Genomic DNA, 18,620 nt, shown 5'->3' on the forward strand with positions numbered 1-18,620 from the left:
GACTGAACTAGAAGGTGGCTTCGAGCAAGGTGGCAAAACAGGTTCCGATGCTGGTGAAAACCACAAGTTAGAAACTCAGAGTTACAACCAAACTCTGCCAGTTGACGGAGTTTGGTTGGTCCTTAAGAAAACATGCGTTGTCAGTCTTTCTGTATTATCAACCGTGAATAGACAGTGGATTTACTCGGATCAGACGAAGATGATGATGCCATCTGATCGCTCACTTGCACAACTTTCCAACCCTGTTTTGCTAGTTCGGGCAGGGTGCCTTTGATCCCTCCACCGCAAGTAAAAACGGTACTGTCATTAACATCATGACGCCCTGTTTCGATCGCGCTAACTTCAGGGGAGCCACAAAAGTGTGCTTCCCCGGCTGCTGCCGATGCACTTAACCCAAGCAGAACTATTACCAGCAACGATTTTTTCATCAGTTTCTCTTCTTCATTATGCTACGTGCCACAATAAGGTAAAGACGGAACTACTAACTCAGATACGGGAAAAACTTAAATGATTCCCAAAGTCCACTATTAAGTGACACTAGCCCAACGGCTATATATGCCAGTACTGCAATAATAGCGACACTATACAATATTTTTTTCTTTAACTTCTGCCAGAATTTAAATACCAGAAATGACAGTACAACTATCATCCCAAGTTGAATGAGCAATCGCATTCCCAGGTCTACATCAAAGAGGTAAGCAAACTGAAGAGGGGCAAACAGGATGGAATAAACACTGAAAAGGATCGAGAAAATTATTCTTCCCAGGATTGAGGTAAGCCCACCCGCATATATGAGCATTTGCGAAGCCTGTAGTCCTGGTATTAAGATAACGCCCCATAGCGTAAACCAGATAATAACTAAGGCAAGAACTTTTCGCGCGCCGCTGGCGAAAGCCAGTTGGTCTTCATAAGACATTGACGTAGATGTTGATGTGGGTTGCTGGATACTACCCCATGAGTTGTTAACAGGCTGGTTTGGTTGGCTTGGAGCTTCCCAGGTAGCAGCATTATCAGCGCGCCACTTTTCATCATACTGCTTAAAAGGCTGTTCACTTGTCACATATTTACCGTCGCTATCTCTTCTGACGCTCATTGTTAACCCTCGAATTTTAATTGGTATTATGCTTGTTGTTGTACTTAACTGAAATTTTGGTATTCATATATGTAATATAATCATCATAGCGTAACTACAACAAATCAGAAAGTTAAGTGTTAAGTCAAAATAAACCCGCTGCGTATGGCACACCGAGCGAGCATTGGAAATAGCTTCCATCTTGACTGCATCCGGGATAGAGATGGTAGGGTTTTTATCCAGCACTTCAGCACGGATTACACTTACTCCGGTTTTGCTTGCGATCTGATGGCTTAGGAAACATAAAATATCATACGATAAAAGTTATTTTGTACAGACAGCCAAGGAGAACTAATGGACTACTGCCTGCGTCAGACATTCGAGTTCATTGCCCGGCCCCCTAAGGTATTGGTCTGGCAAACGCTGCCGGAAGAATGACTATGCAAGTTATCTCGGCTGTTGCTGAATTTGAAAGTTAATTGCGGCATGAACGTGTGCGAGTAAAAACAGCCGGTAAACAGTTTGGACGTCCTTCTGCACTAAATGAAGAGCAGTCAGTTATGGTTACTATATGGAATCACACTGGAGTTAGTATTAGGGCCATCGCACAGGGATCCAATAATACCCGGCAAACCACACTCCGGGTAAAGGGAGGGTAGCAATAACTCTAAGTGCTTGGCTGGACCGGTTGCTATGTGCCAGAAGCGGACCTTATCTCTCAGGGTCCACCAGACCATCCATAAGTATATACTGCGCCGCTTTACGCGCGTATTGATCAATCAAAGGCACAAGCCGAGTGAAATGCTCGCTGGCGCAATGTGCATCGAGTGCCGCCCGGTAAGGCCATTCTTCAATAAAAATAAAATGCCCCGGATCCTTTTCATCTCGATACAAATCATAAGCAATACACAGAGGCTCTCGTTTCGTTGCTGCGATGAGCTCGCGGTATAAAGGGAGAACGGTGTCGACGCACTCGGGTTTGATAAAATCTTCGGCAATGACCTTTAGCATGCGAACTCCTTCATTAAAAATGTCCAGGGCTTTTGATGGATAATGCCAGCCTGAAGGGCTATTTCAAACAGAATGTCCGCTGCTCGCTCAAAGCAGCCTGTCAGATTTGATTGTGTGCTGCCAGTGAAAACCGTCAGATCAAGTCTGAGTTAATACATCAAAATGCGTGTAACCGCTAATCACTTAATACAACTATCTATGGAGTATCCAACCTGATTTGAAGACTTGGTCGCGGAGTTACTGATTTTCCTCAAAGCCCACGTACGTGGGCAATAGTGCTTCAGTCCTGAACCAGCCACATATCAGCCTCTTCAAACATTTCCTGAACAGTACGGCTTAGCTGTTCTTTCTCATGCTTGCTGGCGTCAGTGTTGATCGCCGGCAGCGTCATCATCGGTTTTACCCAAGTACCAGTATCGGGAAAAGGCGCGGTTTCACACTTATTTCCCTTAGAATTACATCCTTTACATTAGACCTATGAATACAAGATGAAGTGCCACTTATTTGGCTAAAATGCAAACACAAATCTAACTTGGATGTGGTTTTGCGTTATTTTATAACGTTCTTTTCTAATAAAAAACATAAAGAAATATTTGTTTTAGCCGATAATCTGTTTTAACTGTATGTATTTGATTCACGAAAGATAGTAGAATGTATGTTGTTACATAGGGTCAGGCATATAAAGAGGTCGGCGTGAAGAATAACCACAATTTAAAACGAATTAAGCCTTATGTGATATCAATCATGTTTTCATTTTTTATTTTTTTCTCATTGTCTGAGATTTCAATGTATTATATATACAAGGAGAGGATTGCATCATATACAGAACGAGTTTTGAATAGAAGCGTTAGTCTCATTCAACAGATTGATAAAATAAATGATAGTTATGAAATATTTAATGCTTATAGTCCTTGTAGTGAACTACAACTTCATGCTCTAAGAGTGGCCTTATGGCCCTATGCTCTTATAAAAGATATATCATTTATTTCAAATGGTGCAGTCATATGTAGTGCTTTATGGGGAGTGTTGCCAGCACCATTGCTTCTCAATATCTATGATAGAAAAGTTGAAAAGGACAATGTAACTTGGTTTTTTGGTGTGTTACTGGAAAATAATGTAAAAGCTGATTTGCTAAGCAATCAAAAATTAGCCATAACGATTTCACCATTTGCATTTAATAGATTTGTTACAGACCATGAAGAGAAGGGGTTTTCTGCAATTGTAGGTGACAGAGATCATTCGCTTCATTTGTTCAAACTTGGTGAGCAGGTCGATCTTCTTGAAGAGGCTCAGCATGATAAATCCTACCAACTAGGACTTATTACCACGCAAAGCTGTAATAAAAATAATAATATCTGTGTCATGGGGGGAGTTAAATTTCCGTGGATGAGTTTCGATAGTTGGTTAACGATGTTGTTGATTTCCTTTACATCTATTGTGACCGGTGTTCTTCTGGGTGGTTTTTATAATCAAAGAGTTGCACGTAAGCAATCATTAGTTTCAAGATTAAAAAATGCGATAAGAAGCGAATCATTATATCTTGTGTATCAACCTATTTATAAAATAAAAACCGGAAAAATTATTGGTGTGGAAGCACTAATTAGATGGGATGATCATGATATTGGTAGCATTCCTCCTGATATTTTTATCCCTATTGCAGAGAAGCATGGTTTAATCCAGGGAATAAGTGATTTTGTATTTCGAATGGTAGTAAAGCAAACCATGTCTCTTTCTGAGGAATTTGATATTTTTATAAGCATTAATGTTAGTTCTCAAGACCTTCTGTCGGAATCATTTCAAGAAAAAGTGTTTCAGATGATTGATGAATCAAATATAAAACCTGGTATGATAATGATGGAGTTAACAGAAAGGCAGAGCGCGGAAATAAATTCCCTCCAAAAGGTTATTTCTTTATTTAATAATAAAGGTATATCAATAGCTATTGATGATTTCGGGACTGGTCATTCAAATTTAAACTGGCTATCAAATTTACAAATAGATGAAATTAAAATTGATAAGTCAATTACAGATTCTATTGGTGAACCCTCTGTAAATAATAATATCGTATCAGGATTGGTGGAGATTTTTAAAGATATAACTAACAAAGTCGTTTTCGAAGGTGTCGAGACTTCAACTCAGGTGAAATATTTAACTGAAATGTTCCCTGAGTGCTGTGTCCAAGGCTGGTATTACTCGAAGCCACTCTCTATTGATAAATTGACAAAATTAGTTAATGATGTCAATGAGTGTTAATATGTATTTTCCTGCGATGGTTCACTGCTGATATGCCCGATCGACGGGGAATTCAGGAGCAAGCGTTACCGAACACATCCTCAACCACATCTGATTAATCCGGGGAGCGGAAGCTCTGCCAGAAGAAGGTGATGGCTACAATTCTTCACACGCAATATTCGGAGTGATCACGTACATCATTAATGATGCCAGGAAAGCGGAGTTTGATGACTGGTGATGTGAGAATCCGCAGATGCCATCGTAGGCAAATATCATCAGCAGGATAATTAGCGAAAAATTGTTCTCCAAAACTCATGTGCAACTACATGATTTTACAGAGTTTGGCATGCAGTTTACTTGAAGGTAAAAAGCATGCCAAAAAGCAAGTTAACCTATTGAATAATATAAACTAACTGTCTATGTCGCTAACCTTCTTGTTCAGCAAGCGCGAGGCGCGCCAGTAGACCAGCAGCATCAGCCCCATCACGATAGTCAGCGTTATGCTGGTAGCTGCGCCAAACGGCCAGTCGCGAATGTTCAGGAACTGCACTTTAATCACGTTACCAATCAACAGGTTTTTCGCCCCGCCCATTAAATCGGAAACGTAAAACAGCCCCATTGCCGGCAGCATAACCAGCAGACATCCGGCGATAATTCCCGGCATCGTCAGCGGAATAATGATGCGGGTAAAGGTCTGAAGTTTGCTGGCGCCTAAATCGCGTGCGGCTTCCAGCAGCGGTTTATCGAGCTTCTCAATGCTGGAGTAGAGCGGCATCACCATAAACGGTAGCAGGATGTACACCAGGCCGATAATCACCGCGCTGGGGGTAAACATGATGCGAATGGGGGTATCAATAATGCCGAGCCACAACAGAAACTCGTTGAGATAGCCTTTGGTACTGAGGAAAATTTTGAGTCCGTAGATGCGAATAAGCGAGTTGGTCCAGAACGGAACAATCAGCAGGAACAGCAGCAGCGGGCGCACTTTTTCCGGCAGCTTTACCAAAAACCAGGCAAACGGATAGCCGAGTACCAGACAGGCGAGCGTGGCAATCAACGCCATATTGAGGGAGTGAACCAGTACCTCAAAATAGAGCGGATCCAGCAGGCGAGTATAGTTTTCCAGCGTAAAGACCATTTTGACGAAATTAGCGTCGTCACGGGTCAAAAAGCTGGTGCCGATGATCATCAGGTTGGGCAGAAAGACAAATAACACAAGCCAACCGACAATGGTGACGATCACCACACTCTGGAATTTACTTGTGTTCTTCATCAGCCAGTACGACCTCCCAGCTTTCTACCCAGTTAATCGCCATTTTCTGGTCGAGCGAGTGGTCGAAGTCAGGATCGTCTTCATTGAAGAATTCACTGACCATCACCATCTTGCCATTTTCCAGTTCCACAACCGACTCCAGCGTCATGCCTTTGTAGTTGCGTTCACGCACGTAGCCGATAAGACCTTCAATATGATTATCGTCGTTGATCTCATCAACGCGCAGATCTTCCGGGCGCAATAATACGTGCAGTTTTTGCCCAGGCACCACCGCGAAGTTGACGTAAATGTTGCACTCGCGACCTTCCACATTAGCACGAACGCGCTGATCGTCCAGACGCTCAATGACCGTCGCGTTAAACATATTGATTTCGCCGATAAACCCGGCGACAAACAGATTTTTCGGCTCTTCGTAGATTTCGCGCGGCGTACCATCTTGCTCAATCTTGCCATCGCGCATTACCACAATACGGTCGGACATGGTCAGCGCTTCTTCCTGGTCGTGCGTGACAAAAACAAAAGTGATACCAAGCTTACGTTGCAGCGCTTTCAGTTCGTTCTGCATCTGTTTGCGCAGTTTGTAGTCCAGCGCAGAGAGGGATTCATCTAACAGGAGCAAACGAGGTTTGTTGACCACCGCACGGGCAATCGCCACGCGCTGTTGCTGTCCACCAGAAAGTTGATGCGGCTTTCGTTGGGCGAATTCTTCCAGTTGTACCATGCGCAGGGCTTCGGTAACACGAGGAGGGATATCAGCAGCGGGTGTTTTCTGCATGCGTAAACCGAAGGCCACATTTTCAAACACGGTCATGTGGGGAAATAACGCATAGCTTTGGAAGACGGTGTTCACGTAGCGATTTTCCGCCGGAACGTGAGTGATGTCCTGGTTGTCCAATATGATATGACCGGAATCAACCGTTTCCAGACCGGCAATCAGGCGAAGAACGGTTGTTTTACCGCAGCCAGAGGGGCCGAGCAGCGTGAGAAACTCGCCGTTTTTGATGGTCAAATCCAGGCTGGAAATCACCTCTTTGCCATCGAAACTTTTGCGAATTCCCGCTAATTGCACCAGTGGAGAAAGCGAACGCGGTTGTTTATTCAATTTTTTACTCTGTCCCATGTAAACGCAACGGATGGCTGACCGATGCGGGGTTTGTGGTTAACCACCTTGATGACTCTTAATGAGGGCCGTTATTCTACGGCAAACCATGGTAATCGCCAATCCTTGTTGCGAATTACTGACTTAGCCCTATAGTCAGAGTGGGTGTCATGGCGAAATATTCTTACTTGCGGGGATAAAAGTGACCTGACGCAATATTTGTCTTTTATTGCTTATTGATAATGTTGTCACAAAAAGTGAGGGTGACTGCATGGATAAACTACTTGAGCGTTTTTTACACTACGTGTCGCTGGACACCCAATCCAAATCGGGCGTGCGGCAAGTACCCAGCACCGAAGGACAGTGGAAGTTATTACAACTGCTCAAACAACAGCTCGAAGAGATGGGGCTGGTCAATATTTCACTCAGCGAAAAGGGGACGCTGATGGCAACGTTGCCTGCTAACGTTGCTGGCAATATTCCCGCTATCGGTTTTATTTCCCATGTGGATACCTCACCGGATTGCAGTGGTAAAAACGTTAATCCACAAATTGTTGAAAACTACCGCGGGGGCGATATCGCGTTAGGTATTGGCGACGAAGTTCTGTCGCCGGTGATGTTCCCGGTACTGCATCAGCTTTTGGGCCAGACGCTAATCACTACAGACGGCAAAACATTGCTGGGCGCCGATGATAAAGCGGGCATCGCAGAAATCATGACCGCGCTGGCAGTGCTGATCCAAAAAGAGATCCCGCATGGTGATATTCGCGTGGCCTTTACGCCGGACGAAGAGGTCGGTAAAGGGGCGAAGCATTTCGACGTTGCGGCATTCGATGCGCAGTGGGCCTATACCGTTGACGGCGGTGGCGTGGGGGAGCTGGAGTTTGAAAACTTCAACGCCGCGTCGGTTAATATCAAGATCGTGGGCAACAATGTGCATCCGGGCACTGCAAAAGGGGTGATGGTGAATGCGCTGTCGCTGGCTGCGCGTATTCACGCGGAGGTTCCGGCCGATGAAAGCCCGGAAACGACGGAAGGCTATGAAGGCTTTTATCACCTGGCGAGCATGAAAGGGACGGTTGATCGGGCGGATATGCACTACATCATCCGTGATTTTGACCGCAAGCAGTTTGAAGCGCGTAAACGCAAGATCATGGATATCGCCAAGAAGGTTGGCAAAGGGTTACACCCGGACTGCTACATCGAGCTGGTGATCGAAGACAGCTATTACAATATGCGCGAAAAAGTGATTGAGCATCCGCACGTGCTGGATATTGCCCAGAAGGCGATGCGCGATTGCGATATTGAACCTGTGCTGAAGCCTATTCGTGGCGGAACCGACGGCGCGCAGCTGTCGTTTATGGGGTTACCGTGTCCGAATCTGTTCACCGGCGGCTACAACTATCATGGCAAACATGAATTTGTGACTCTGGAAGGGATGGAAAAAGCGGTGCAGGTCATTGTACGTATTGCGGAGCTGGCGGCGAAACAAAAATAAATGTAGATGCCGGATGGCGCTTCGCTTATCCGGCCTACGGGATGAGATATTTGTAGGCCGGATAAGCGAAGCGCCATCCGGCGCAGTCACAATGATTTACCCTTCGAAGAACCAATACCCGCTGTTAACCAGTGCGGCCAGCATGGCAAGGAAGGATGGATCTTCCAGCGCATCCTCAAAATTCTCGGCCGTCAGTACGATATGACTGGCAAGGGCTTCAAGGGCAGGACGATGCGGCGAGTCAATTTTCTCACCATTGGCGTAGATATCGTCGCCGATGCGCAATACACGCAATCCACCCAGACGCACTAATACATCCCCTTGCTTCAGGGCGTCGTAGATTTCGTCAGGCTGATACGGTGGCTCTGGCGGGGCAATATCCAGTTCATGACGAGACTGAGAAATAAACTCACCAAACCATTGTTGGAAATGTTCAGGTTGATTAATCAGCCCCAGCATCATTTCGCGCAGCTTGTCCATCTCCTGCGGCAGAACGTCAGCCGGATGATCGCGTGGCGGCAGATCCGGATCGCTGTAATACGTGCTGCCCAGTTCACGCTGCAAAACGTAATCGGCAAATCCGCTAATCAGTTCGCGAGTGTTTGGCGCACGGAAGCCCACCGAATAGTTCATGGCGTTTTCCAGCGCGTAGCCTTCGTGTGGGAACCCTGGCGGAATATACAGAATATCGCCGGGTTCCAGCTCTTCATCAATGATGGCTTCAAACGGGTCGACTTGCAGCAGATCCGGGTGAGGGCAGTGCTGCTTCAACTGTAGTTTTTCGCCCACACGCCAGCGACGACGCCCGGTACCCTGAATAATAAACACATCGTACTGATCCAGATGCGGGCCAACGCCGCCGCCGGGTACGGAGAAGGAGATCATCAGATCGTCAATACGCCAGTCCGGCAGCTCGCGAAACGGACGCATCAGCGCCGCGGTTGGCTCATGCCAGTGATTGACCGCCTGCACCAGCAGCGACCAGTTGTTTTCGCCAAGATGGTCATAGCTTTCGAACGGACCGTGGCTAACCTGCCATTTACCGTCCTGGTGGCTGACGAGTCGGCTGTCGACTTCGCTTTCCATTGCCAGTCCAGCCAGTTCGTCAGGAGAGAGTGGGTCAATAAAGTTGTTAAACCCGCGTTTTAAGACCACCGGGCGTTTTTGCCAGTGGCGTTCCAGAAAATCGGGCCAGTTAAGTGTGAGTTGGTATTCCATAATGAGCATCCGCAGGCTGGTATCTGCAACCGATTATAACGGATACTTAACCTCAAGCGTGAAGTCAGTACATATTTATTACATGCGACGATTACTCGTCTTTCTGCCCCGGCTGCTGGCGACCAAAAATAACTTCCATGCGCGCGCCGCCCAACAGGCTGTCACCTGCAATAATCTGCCCGTCATACTGTTCGGTGATTTCACGCGCTACCGCCAGCCCGACACCTTGTCCTGGTCGTAGCGTATCGACACGTTGTCCGCGGTCAAACACCACTTCGCGTTTGCTATGCGGAATGCCGGGGCCATCATCTTCAACCAGAATATGCAGTTGATCCTCTGATAGTCGCGCTGAAATCTCGACGAACTCCAGACAATATTTACAGGCGTTATCCAGCACGTTTCCCATCACTTCGACAAAATCGTTCTGCTCGCCTACAAAGCTGATTTCAGGTGAGATGTCGAGATTAATGTTAACGCCTTTACGCTGATACACTTTATTCAGCGCCGAAGTAAGTTTATCCAGCAACGGCGCGACAGGATGCAGTTCCCGGCTGAGAAGGGCGCTACTGCCACGCATGCTGGCGCGATGCAGATAATAGCCAATCTGCTGGGAAATACGGCTGATTTGCTCGAGCATGATGGGCTCCGCGTCGCTTACGTTCATTTTTTCGTTACGCATCGAGCGCATCGTACTTTGCAATACGGCCAGCGGTGTCTTCAGGCTATGCGTGAGATCGGTTAACGTGGTGCGGTATTTGTCGTAGCGCTCACGTTCGCTTTTCAACAGCCGGTTGAGGTTGCGGACCAGACTGGTCAGTTCACGCGTGGTGGCGGGATTCAGCATCTCACGATGATGTTCTTCAAGCTCACGAACTTCACGCGCCAGCGATTCAATAGGCCGCAGGCTCCACCAGGCGGCCACCCATAATAGTGGGATGACCAACAACAGATTAGCGACCAGCACATAAATAAACCAGCTCCAGACCATATACGAGCGCTTTAACTCAATAGGAATGGTATCGACAACCACAATGGTCAGTTGGGGCATTCTGGCGGTGGCTGGGTAGACATTTACCGCTACCGAGTGGGTCATTTCAGCGTCGTCGTCGTCTTCTCTGACTTCTTTTAACTGCTGCTGGGCGGAGTGATCTGCACCCAGCAATGTGCTGGTGGCGTCGACATTGGCCTCAATTTCATGAAAGCCGTTCGTTTTAAGCCAGTCGGGTTGAATACTCTGGGTCAACCACGGGACGTTGCGCTGCGCCCACAGCAACTTGCCGTTTTCATCATAAATCAGCGACATTGTGGGGCTTTGCATGTCGAGATTTTCGGGCAACTCGACATTAATTTTACCGTTATCCCATTTCGCCAGGGTATAGAACAGATTGCTCTCGCCGCGCAACAGGCGAAACGTGGTTTTATCAAAGCTGACGCTATAACCCACCAGGGCAACGATGCCGTAGGCCAGTGAGAGCACCAACACCACGCCAGCGGTTGCCAGTAAAAAACGTAGCCGTAGCGATAACGGGAAAAAATGACGCAATAGTTTATTCATTAGCGCAATTCAAAAAGATATCCCTGGCCACGCACGGTGGTGATGACGTCGTCAGGATATTGCGCCTGTATTTTTTTGCGCAGACGTCCCATCAGAACATCAATAGTATGACTTTCACGCAGCTCGGCATCCGGATAAAGCTGCAGCATGAGCGAATCTTTACTGACCACTTTGCCGTTATTGCGGATGAGTGTTTCCATTATGGTGTATTCGAACGCCGTGAGCTTGATAACCTCATCATTGACGGATAACTCGCGGCGAGAGAGGTCCACCTGAAAAGGTGGAAGGGAGATAATCTGCGATGCCAGACCGCTGTTGCGACGCATCAATGCCTGCATGCGCGCAGCCACTTCTTCAATGTGAAACGGTTTGGTGACGTAATCGTCGGCGCCGGCGCTGAGCACTTCCACCTTGTCCTGCCAGCCTTCACGGGCGGTTAATACCAGAATGGGGAGTGAAACATCATTGCTGCGCCAACGGCGGATCAACGACAAGCCATCCTCATCAGGGAGCCCTAAATCAACGATCGCGATATCCGGCAGATGTTCATTAAGGTAATAGTCTGCTTCCTTAGCGTCCTCTGCATCATCCACCTGATGCCCTAAATCCTGTAACTGAACCTTGAGGTGGTGGCGTAATAAAGCATTATCCTCGACAACCAGTACGCGCATCATCGTTACTCCCTATGTGAAAGGTATGAATAGTTTAACGCTGATTATGTGTCCGTGGGGATAAACATTTAATAAACCGGGGGAAGGGAGGCTATCACTGGCTAAAAAAGCCGGAAGGTGCTGACGCTTATCCGGCTTCAATATAACATCAACTGGAGGCCGGAACTGACGAAACCGCCGTCCGGCACAAACCAGATTACTTCAGTTCATCAACCATGGTGATGGCGCGACCAATATAGTTGGCTGGTGTCATCGCTTTCAGGCGAGTTTTCTCGTCTTCCGGCAGGGCCAGGCCATCGATAAACTGTTTCATACCTTCGGCGTCAACGCGTTTACCGCGCGTCAGCTCTTTCAGCTTCTCGTACGGTTTTTCAATGCCATAGCGACGCATTACGGTCTGAATAGGTTCGGCCAGCACTTCCCAGTTATGGTCCAGTTCATCAAGCAGATGCTCGCGATTGACTTCCAGTTTGCTCACGCCCTTCAGCGTGGACTGATATGCGATCAGCGCATAGCCAATACCGACACCCAGGTTGCGCAGAACGGTAGAGTCCGTCAGGTCGCGCTGCCAGCGGGACACCGGCAGTTTGCTCGCCAGGTGTTGCAAAACCGCGTTAGACAGACCCAGGTTACCTTCGGAGTTTTCGAAATCGATTGGGTTAACCTTGTGCGGCATGGTGGAGGAACCGATCTCACCGGCGATAGTTTTCTGTTTGAAATGGTTCAGCGCCACGTAACCCCAGACATCGCGGTCAAAGTCAATCAGGATAGTGTTGAAACGGGCGATGCAATCAAACAGCTCGGCAATGTAGTCGTGCGGTTCAATCTGCGTGGTGTAAGGGTTCCACTGGATGCCCAGCGACGTAACAAACTCTTCGCTGAACTGATGCCAGTCAACTTCCGGGTAAGCGGCGATGTGGGCGTTATAGTTACCGACGGCGCCGTTGATTTTACCGAGAATTTCGACCTGGTTAAGCTGGCGGTACTGGCGCTCCATACGGTAGGCCACGTTCGCCATTTCTTTGCCCAGCGTGGATGGGGTGGCGGGTTGGCCGTGGGTACGGGAGAGCAGAGGGATATCGCGATACTGTACGGACAGATCTTTCACTGCGTCGATAAGCTTACGCCAGTACGGCAGGACCACTTCGTCGCGAGCGGTTTTCAGCATCAGCGCGTGAGACAGGTTGTTGATGTCTTCTGACGTACACGCGAAGTGAATAAACTCGGAAACGGCATGCAGCTCCGGGATATCAGCCACTTTTTCTTTCAGGAAATACTCAACTGCCTTCACATCATGGTTGGTCGTACGCTCAATGGTTTTGATGCGCGCAGCATCTTCTTCATTGAAGTTAGCGACGATCGCATCAAGGAAACCGATTGCGTCGGCAGCAAAAGCAGGAACTTCCTTGATCGCTGCGTGCGCGGCCAGTTTTTGCAGCCAGCGTACTTCAACCTGTACACGGAATTTCAGCAAACCGTATTCGCTGAAAATCCCGCGCAGCGCGCTGACTTTATCGCCGTAGCGTCCATCGACAGGGGAAACGGCGGTCAGTGAGGATAATTCCATAGATCACAACTCCGGGGTTAAATGAGCAAGAATTTGTTTTGCCTGAGTCGTCAGGCGATTACGAGAAAACATGAGTTGCAGACGGCCTCCACCAACCTGATGCCAGAGCACTGCTGCACGAATGCCAGCCAGTAGCGAAGCGCGTACTTTGGCCTGAACCTGCGGGCTCTGAAGGATGGCAGGAGAACCCGTAACCTGAATACGCGGGCCGAGTGGGCTGATGACGTCAACATAAATGCCGGCCATTGCGCTCATCAGCGTTTCTGACTGCAAATCAAAATGGTCCAACTGGCGCTGCAAGCCGTTGATACGGTCTCCCAGCGTGTCCATAGCGCCTTTGGCAGCTGACAGCTTACGCTCCAGTACCATCAGGCTTAACGTGTAGCGGGTGAGTTCCGCATTTAGCCCCTGACGACTGCTGGCGTTGAGCACGCCCAGCAACGTTTCAAGGCCAAGTCGCAGGTTAGCTTCACTCCCGCCAAAAACCCCAAGCGTAGAGCTGGGGTTCATGTCGATGATACTGTTGAGCGAAACGTGTAACGCATCGGCATCACAATGCCCCTGGTGCGCCAGTTCTTGCACCAGGCGTGCCGACTGGCATATACCTGCCAGGGCGAGGGTGATGTCATAATAGTTCTTTGCCACGTTCACTGCTTCCTTGTATCAAATGTGTAAATAATTAGACCGGCAAAGGCAGGCGTTGTTCGATAATTCCGCCGCCGAGGCAGACTTCGCCATTGTAAAAGACAGCCGACTGACCCGGCGTTACCGCCGCGACAGGTTCGTCGAAAATGACTTCAATACGTTCAGCATCCAGCGCTTTAACGGTGCACGGAATGTCGGTCTGACGATAACGGGTTTTCACCGTGCAGCGCATGGTGCCGGTGAACGGTTCGCGATCGACCCAATGCAGCTGTTGCGCCACCAGACCAACGGACATCAGACGTGGGTGTTCGTGACCCTGAGCGACAACCAGAATGTTGTTCTCAACGTCTTTATCCACCACATACCATGGATCTTCCGTCCCTTCTTTTGTACCGCCAATGCCCAGACCTTTACGTTGGCCCAGAGTGTGGTACATCAGCCCCTGGTGCTGGCCAATCTCTTCACCGTCAACGGTGATGATTTTACCTGGCTGAGCCGGCAGGTAGCGACCAAGAAACTCGCGGAACTTGCGTTCGCCGATGAAACAGATACCGGTGGAGTCTTTTTTCTTGGCCGTAATTAGTCCGAGATCTTCGGCAATTTTACGCACCTGTGGTTTTTCCAGTTCGCCAACCGGGAACAGGCTTTGCGCGATTTGCTCATGGCCGAGCGTGTAGAGGAAATAGCTCTGGTCTTTATTGCCATCGAGCCCTCGCAGCAGGCGGCTTTTTCCGTCGACATCCGCGCGGCGTACGTAGTGACCGGTGGCGATGTAATCGGCACCTAAATCTTCGGCGGCAAACTCAAGGAAGGCTTTAAATTTGATTTCTTTATTGCACAGAATATCCGGGTTCGGCGTACGACCCGCTTTGTACTCTTCCAGGAACAGTTCAAAGACGTTGTCCCAGTATTCTGCAGCAAAGTTAACGGTATGCAGTTCAATGCCGAGTTTGTCGCAAACAGCCTGCGCATCCGCGAGGTCGGCAGCCGCTGTGCAATATTCCTCACCATCGTCCTCTTCCCAGTTCTTCATGAACAGGCCTTCTACCTGATAACCCTGTTGTTGCAACAACCAGGCTGATACGGAAGAATCGACACCGCCGGACATGCCGACGATCACTTTTTTTGGGCTTTCAGACATAGGAATACTCACGACATTGAACTTCAAGGCGGCATATTCTAGCACGCAGCCCTTTACTTGACACCCTCTGTAAACGGCCAGTTAAATTCGCCGATCGTTGCCAGCGGATAGCGCTCTCCACTCTGGTAACAGAGAATGCTCTCGGCAACCAGCGGCGAACGCAGATTTGGCGCTGAAAGAATCTCTTCTGCGCTGACCCAGCGACAGCAATCTATATCACTGTCATGAGGTTCAGTAGCGCACATATTGGCAAGTTCGATAGAAAACAGAAAACGCAAAAAGGGCGTTTTGTCTGGCGCAATCCATTGATGCATTCGAATGAAATGCTGCGGTTGTGCGTTGATGCCTGTCTCTTCCCATAGCTCACGAGCGGCGGCCTGCACCAGAGTTTCGTCCGCTTCCAGGTGCCCGGCAGGTTGATTCCACAAAGCTTTGCCGTTGATGGTTTCCTCAACCACTAAAAATTTATCTTCTGCATGCACAATGCAGGCGACCGTGACGTGTGGTTTGAACATACAGCTTCCTTATACAGTTGCATCCCGCCATTCGCCGTTAGCGAGATTTTCCAGTGTGTAATCGCCCATGGCATAGCGTATGAGGCGCAGCGTAGGAAACCCAACATGCGCCGTCATCCGACGTACCTGACGGTTGCGGCCTTCATATAAGGTGACTTTTAGCCAACTGGTGGGAATATTCTTCCGTTCACGAATGGGCGGGTTTCTCGGCCACAGCCAGGCAGGTTCTTCTACCATTTGAATTCCTGCGGGCAGTGTAGGGCCATCGTTGAGCGTTACGCCAGTACGCAGGGCTTCCAGCGCCTCGGGCGTAGGTTCTCCCTCAACCTGAACATAATAAATTTTCCCCGTGCGCTTGCCGGGCTGCGTTAACCGCGCCTGTAATGCGCCATCGTTGGTCAGCACTAAAAGCCCTTCACTGTCCCGATCCAAACGACCCGCAGCATACACGCCTTGCACGGGAATAAAATCTTTTAACGTTTTGCGTCCGGCTTCGTCAGTAAATTGTGGCAAAACATCGTAGGGTTTATTGAACAAAACCACGCGTTTTGGCTGGCTTTCTTTACGCTGTTTAGTGACTTGTCGTGAGCTGAATCGCTTAACTTGGTGATTTCTAAAAGAAGTTTTTTGCATGGTATTTTCAGATTATATCAATTGCCGCATTATAGCCTAAGAACGAGTGTCTTTCATGGCGACGAACAATAGGGTAGTATTGACACGCTCATTACAAATCATTAACAAAAAATTGCTCTAACGCAGTCGTGCAGCAGGACGCCAATGCACATGCAGCGCGATGACAGACGAGCAAACCAGAAGCGCTCGAAGGAGAGGTGAATGGAAAGCAAAGTAGTTGTTCCGGCGGAAGGTAAGAAGATCACCCTGCAAAACGGCAAACTCAACGTTCCTGAAAATCCGATTATCCCGTTCATTGAAGGCGACGGTATCGGCGTTGATGTAACCCCACCGATGATCAAAGTTGTCGATGCTGCTGTCAAGAAAGCCTATAAAGGCGAGCGTAAAATCTCCTGGATGGAAATCTACACCGGCGAGAAATCCACTCAGGTTTATGGTCAGGACGTCTGGCTGCCTGCTGAAACCCTTGATCTAATTCGTGAGTATCGTGTTGCCATCAAAGGCCCTCTGACCACGCCAGTTGGCGGCGGTATTCGCTCTCTGAACGTTGCTCTGCGTCAGGAACTTGACCTGTATGTCTGCCTGCGCCCGGTGCGTTATTACCAGGGTACGCCAAGCCCGGTAAAACACCCTGAACTGACCGACATGGTTATCTTCCGTGAAAACTCCGAAGATATCTATGCGGGTATCGAGTGGAAAGCGGACTCCGCAGACGCTGAGAAAGTGATTAAATTCCTGCGTGAAGAAATGGGCGTGAAGAAAATTCGCTTCCCGGAACATTGCGGCATTGGTATCAAGCCGTGTTCTGAAGAAGGGACTAAGCGTCTGGTTCGTGCGGCGATTGAATACGCCATCGCGAACGATCGCGATTCTGTTACCCTGGTACATAAAGGTAACATAATGAAGTTCACTGAAGGCGCGTTCAAAGACTGGGGTTATCAGTTAGCGCGTGAAGAATTCGGTGGTGAATTGATCGATGGCGGCCCGTGGGTGAAAATCAAGAACCCGAAATCCGGCAAAGAAATCGTGGTTAAGGACGTTATCGCCGATGCATTCCTGCAACAGATCCTGCTGCGCCCTGCTGAGTATGATGTGATTGCGTGTATGAACCTGAACGGCGACTACATCTCTGATGCGCTGGCAGCACAGGTGGGTGGTATTGGTATCGCGCCGGGCGCGAACATCGGTGACGAATGTGCGCTGTTCGAAGCGACTCATGGTACTGCGCCGAAGTACGCAGGCCAGGATAAAGTGAACCCAGGTTCTATCATTCTGTCTGCTGAAATGATGCTGCGCCACATGGGTTGGGTTGAAGCGGCTGACCTGATCGTTAAAGGTATGGAAGGCGCAATCAATGCCAAGACCGTAACTTATGATTTCGAACGTCTGATGGACGGCGCTAAGCTGCTGAAATGTTCAGAGTTTGGTGACGCGATCATCGAAAACATGTAATCCAGATTCTGGGTTGTGTGAGAACGGGAGCCGAGAGGTTCCCGTTTTTTATGCCTGCAACATTGTTTCCCCAAAACATTTCCCCAAAAACCAGGCGTGCTCACCCTGTTTTTACTTCGACAACAGTCCAATCCTTACCCCTGTCGTCGTGATATTTGTCTGTCATTTCTCTTGATTTACGTTCCAATAATTTCTGGATATCAATCCCTTGTGTTTTATATCTTCTTTCTGAAAGTGATTGTTGCTCGTGGTTCGTAGTATATTGAAAGTATTCTTGGTTATTCGGTGCTCTGTATGTCCTATTCCATCGGTGAATTTGCGCGGCTTTGTGGAATAACCGCCACAACGCTGCGCGCCTGGCAACGTCGTTATGGACTTCTCAAACCACAGCGTACGGATGGTGGGCACCGGTTGTATAGCGATGACGATATCCAACAGGCGCTTAAAATTCTCGATTGGGTGAAAAAAGGCGTACCGATAAGCCAGGTTAAACCGTTGCTGTCCCGCCCTGGTGCCCGGCGAACGAATAACTGGCTCGCTCTGCAAGAGAGTATGCTGCAGCGCCTGAACGAAGGGAAGATAGAATCTCTGCGCCAGCTTATTTATGATGCCGGCCGCGAATATCCCCGCCCTGAACTGGTGAGCGAGGTGCTGCGTCCTCTGCGAAGCCAGGTATCAGCTAACGTGCCGGCTATCATAACGCTGCGTGAAATCCTCGATGGTATTATTATTTCTTACACCTCGTTTTGCCTGGAAGGGGATAAGCGTGCGCCGGGCGATAACTACCTGATTACAGGCTGGCATCTTACCGACCCCTGCGAGATCTGGCTTGAAGCGCTTGGTCGCACTGGACAAGGACATCGCATTGATGTGCTTCCTGTACCGCCCGCGATGCTTGCGCCTGAAATTTTCCCCGATCGCAAATGGCTGTTGGTGACGTCCGGCAAACTCACCGTAGCGCGCAAAAAACAGATAGACCTCTGGCAACAGCAGGTCAACTCCCTCGAAGTGATCCCGCTTTAATCCTCTGTCATTACC

17 protein-coding genes and 4 pseudogenes are annotated in these 18,620 nt (G+C 48.7%); 6 read left to right on the top strand and 15 right to left on the bottom strand.

The features are described 5' to 3' along the window. Positions 1-140: 140 nt before the first annotated feature. On the bottom strand, positions 141-428 hold the full coding sequence (locus FDX09_RS10320; RefSeq protein ID WP_038641317.1) for a hypothetical protein: 288 nt from the start codon (positions 426-428) through the stop codon (positions 141-143). Between the two features lie 53 nt (positions 429-481). Continuing rightward, a complete protein-coding gene (locus FDX09_RS10325; protein ID WP_137347152.1) occupies positions 482-1,093 on the bottom strand; it encodes a hypothetical protein in 612 nt (203 codons plus the stop codon). 323 nt (positions 1,094-1,416) lie between these two features. Between FDX09_RS10325 and FDX09_RS23905 the strand changes: the two are divergent. Continuing rightward, a pseudogene (locus FDX09_RS23905) lies at positions 1,417-1,731 on the top strand (recombinase family protein); the annotation flags it as partial. 52 nt (positions 1,732-1,783) lie between these two features. Here the strand turns inward: FDX09_RS23905 and FDX09_RS10330 are convergent. Next, entirely contained in the window at positions 1,784-2,083 is a 300-nt protein-coding gene (locus tag FDX09_RS10330) for a putative quinol monooxygenase (RefSeq protein WP_137347153.1), read from the bottom strand. 280 nt (positions 2,084-2,363) lie between these two features. Next, positions 2,364-2,486 (bottom strand): annotated as a pseudogene (locus tag FDX09_RS23910) (DinI-like family protein); the annotation flags it as partial. Positions 2,487-2,776: 290 nt separating this feature from the next. Here FDX09_RS23910 and FDX09_RS10340 point away from each other — a divergent pair. Beyond that, positions 2,777-4,336, top strand: coding sequence for an EAL domain-containing protein (locus tag FDX09_RS10340; protein ID WP_137347154.1), 1,560 nt, complete (start codon positions 2,777-2,779; stop codon positions 4,334-4,336). 3 nt (positions 4,337-4,339) lie between these two features. Further along, positions 4,340-4,553, top strand: a pseudogene (locus FDX09_RS10345) (LexA family transcriptional regulator); the annotation flags it as partial. Between the two features lie 171 nt (positions 4,554-4,724). Here FDX09_RS10345 and potB read toward each other — a convergent pair. Beyond that, positions 4,725-5,588, bottom strand: coding sequence for a spermidine/putrescine ABC transporter permease PotB (potB, locus tag FDX09_RS10350; protein WP_137347155.1), 864 nt, complete (start codon positions 5,586-5,588; stop codon positions 4,725-4,727). Continuing rightward, positions 5,572-6,708 carry a spermidine/putrescine ABC transporter ATP-binding protein PotA gene (potA, locus tag FDX09_RS10355; protein WP_038639864.1) on the bottom strand — a complete coding sequence of 379 codons (1,137 nt, stop codon included), beginning with the start codon at positions 6,706-6,708 and terminating at the stop codon, positions 5,572-5,574. The genes potB and potA overlap by 17 nt, the downstream gene beginning before the upstream one ends. Positions 6,709-6,958: 250 nt before the next feature. Between potA and pepT the strand changes: the two genes are divergently transcribed. After that, positions 6,959-8,185 carry a peptidase T gene (gene pepT / locus FDX09_RS10360; protein WP_069323349.1) on the top strand — a complete coding sequence of 409 codons (1,227 nt, stop codon included), beginning with the start codon at positions 6,959-6,961 and terminating at the stop codon, positions 8,183-8,185. 96 nt (positions 8,186-8,281) lie between these two features. On the opposite strand, the gene roxA is transcribed toward pepT, so the two are convergent. The 8 genes from roxA to rluE form a co-directional block, all read right to left on the bottom strand. Continuing rightward, on the bottom strand, positions 8,282-9,403 hold the full coding sequence (gene roxA / locus FDX09_RS10365) for a [50S ribosomal protein L16]-arginine 3-hydroxylase (protein WP_038639870.1): 1,122 nt from the start codon (positions 9,401-9,403) through the stop codon (positions 8,282-8,284). Positions 9,404-9,494: 91 nt separating this feature from the next. After that, positions 9,495-10,958, bottom strand: coding sequence for a two-component system sensor histidine kinase PhoQ (phoQ, locus tag FDX09_RS10370; protein ID WP_069323350.1), 1,464 nt, complete (start codon positions 10,956-10,958; stop codon positions 9,495-9,497). After that, positions 10,958-11,629 (bottom strand): two-component system response regulator PhoP, encoded by a 672-nt coding sequence (gene phoP, locus FDX09_RS10375; protein WP_042309337.1) that lies wholly within the window; start codon positions 11,627-11,629, stop codon positions 10,958-10,960. The genes phoQ and phoP overlap by 1 nt, the downstream gene beginning before the upstream one ends. 196 nt (positions 11,630-11,825) lie before the next feature. Continuing rightward, the gene (purB, locus tag FDX09_RS10380; RefSeq protein WP_038639900.1) at positions 11,826-13,196 is read right to left on the bottom strand and encodes an adenylosuccinate lyase; all 1,371 of its coding nucleotides are present in this window, start codon (positions 13,194-13,196) and stop codon (positions 11,826-11,828) included. Between the two features lie 3 nt (positions 13,197-13,199). Beyond that, complete coding sequence (hflD, locus tag FDX09_RS10385) at positions 13,200-13,841, bottom strand: high frequency lysogenization protein HflD (protein WP_032940122.1); 642 nt, start codon at positions 13,839-13,841, stop codon at positions 13,200-13,202. A gap of 34 nt (positions 13,842-13,875) precedes the next feature. Continuing rightward, positions 13,876-14,982 (bottom strand): tRNA 2-thiouridine(34) synthase MnmA, encoded by a 1,107-nt coding sequence (gene mnmA / locus FDX09_RS10390; RefSeq protein WP_003832402.1) that lies wholly within the window; start codon positions 14,980-14,982, stop codon positions 13,876-13,878. Between the two features lie 53 nt (positions 14,983-15,035). After that, entirely contained in the window at positions 15,036-15,497 is a 462-nt protein-coding gene (locus FDX09_RS10395; protein ID WP_038639907.1) for an NUDIX hydrolase, read from the bottom strand. Positions 15,498-15,506: 9 nt separating this feature from the next. Further along, complete coding sequence (gene rluE / locus FDX09_RS10400) at positions 15,507-16,130, bottom strand: 23S rRNA pseudouridine(2457) synthase RluE (protein ID WP_087857724.1); 624 nt, start codon at positions 16,128-16,130, stop codon at positions 15,507-15,509. 201 nt (positions 16,131-16,331) lie between these two features. Here rluE and icd point away from each other — a divergent pair, with 201 nt between their 5' ends. Then, complete coding sequence (gene icd / locus FDX09_RS10405; protein ID WP_038639915.1) at positions 16,332-17,582, top strand: NADP-dependent isocitrate dehydrogenase; 1,251 nt, start codon at positions 16,332-16,334, stop codon at positions 17,580-17,582. Between the two features lie 100 nt (positions 17,583-17,682). On the opposite strand, the pseudogene FDX09_RS23915 reads toward icd, so the two are convergent. Continuing rightward, a pseudogene (locus tag FDX09_RS23915) lies at positions 17,683-17,838 on the bottom strand (integrase); the annotation flags it as partial. Positions 17,839-17,876: 38 nt separating this feature from the next. Between FDX09_RS23915 and FDX09_RS10415 the strand changes: the two are divergent. Beyond that, positions 17,877-18,605, top strand: coding sequence for a MerR family transcriptional regulator (locus FDX09_RS10415; protein WP_087857723.1), 729 nt, complete (start codon positions 17,877-17,879; stop codon positions 18,603-18,605). Positions 18,606-18,620 lie beyond the last annotated feature (15 nt).

This window comes from Citrobacter sp. wls717 (assembly GCF_005280955.1).
GTDB classification, from domain to species: domain Bacteria; phylum Pseudomonadota; class Gammaproteobacteria; order Enterobacterales; family Enterobacteriaceae; genus Citrobacter; species Citrobacter werkmanii.